Source organism: Verrucomicrobiia bacterium (assembly GCA_035460805.1).
GTDB lineage: Bacteria > Patescibacteriota > UBA1384 > CAILIB01 > CAILIB01 > DATHWI01.
This window is the reverse complement of the sequence record DATHWI010000146.1, coordinates 1-1591: the sequence shown is the minus strand read 5'-3', so window position 1 is coordinate 1591 and position 1591 is coordinate 1. Positions and strand designations below refer to the sequence as shown.

Here is a 1591-nt window from a genome sequence, read left to right as displayed (position 1 = left end):
ATTGTAGTCAAGGTCAACCACAAAACCTTGGTTCTGAGAACCAGTCGAACTAATACGACTACCGGAGAAAGTTGCAGTTTGACCGCCCTTAGCATCAAGCAGCACTTTTTCACCTGAAGCACTACTCATGAAGGAAATCTGACTACCCTCATGTACGTATATCCCGTTGTTTCCCTGCAAGGTTACCAAAGGCGCACCAGAAGAGTCGTAGGTTTTAAAAGCAGCCTTTTGGATGCGGATGGTCTGGCTTGCCCCATTTCCGAGCACTGAACCAACAACCAGTACGGTGTCGGATTGAACATCAATAACCGTGCTGTAAGTACTGGTGGCGGACGACAGGGCGATACGGTCACCAATAGCCACTTCTGAAGTAAAGGCGGTGCCACTACCCGTAATGATATTGGTTGCGCTTGCAGAAGTGGTACCTGTGGCCGTGGTATATGTCTGGGCTTGGGAGTTAAGCCGCGCTGACGACAATGAGGAAGAGATACCGACACCCACATTACCTGAGGCATCAATACGTAGGCGCTCGCTGCCATTTGTAGAAGCAGTAATGATATTTGAACCCGTGGCCGTAAAGGCTAGGGTACCAGCAGTGGCCTGAAGGGTAACGCCAGCAGAACCAGTGATGTTGGCACCAACTCCAGTGATAGAACCCGCGTTGTTGTTGAGGCCGCCAGAAATTGAGGCCCCACCTGACGCAACAGTAAGGCCTGTCAAACCACCAAGGGTTCCCGTGATGGTAGAATTGCCGGTAATTGTGGCACCACCAGAAGCGACTGTAAGACCAGTAAGACCACCGAGGGTGCCGGTAATGGTAGAGTTACCTGTAACTGTAATGCCACCCGCGGAAATTGTAGCCCCTCCGGTTGTAACGGTAAGCCCAGTAGATGCAACCACTGCATCACTAAAGGTAAAGCCAGCAGACGCGCCGGTAGCATCTAGAGTAATGGCACCTGCTGAGGAAACGGAGGTGGTGTAGTAATTGGAAACATCGTACTGAACAGTCAGCTGCGGCGTAGTAGTGGAGGTGATAGTTAGTGCACCTGTGGAAACAGAAGAGGTGTTAACCGTCAGGTTGTTGACGTTCAGGTTGTTGAAGTAACCGTTGTTGTACCGGACGCCAGAAGCACCAATGTCGTAGGTGTTATTGGCACCTGCGGCAATATTGCCAGAGTTGGTAATGCCACCGGTGTTATTGTTCAAGCCACCAGAAACAGAAGCGCCACCCGAGGCAACGGTCAGACCAGTTAGGCCACCGAGTGTCCCCGTGATTGTTGAGTTACCGGTAATATTTACGCCACCGGCAGACACGGTTAGGGCACCCTGGAAAAGGCTAGCGCCGCTGGCAACATGCAAAGCGTACGAGTTAGTGAGCGTAGCGTTTGTTCCTGCAGCAGGTGCACCGGCAATGTAGAGGTTTGCCGCGGTGGTATAGGTGGTTGCGGAAGCTGCGGCAAAAGTTGGGATACCAAGGGAGTTGGCAACAATGGAAGCCACCGGACTGGCTGCAGGAGAGCTATCGGTATAGGTAGCAGCAGCGGCTTGAATGTTTATCCCAGCTACACCCCAAGGAGTACTGCTGATATTG

Annotated in this window: 1 protein-coding gene; it reads right to left on the bottom strand. The window is 52.0% G+C overall.

Annotated elements, in window-relative coordinates; genetic code table 11:
• Window positions 1-1591, bottom strand: a 1591-nt coding sequence (locus VLA04_06025; GenBank protein HSI21215.1) for a hypothetical protein, incomplete at both ends; no start/stop codon positions are given.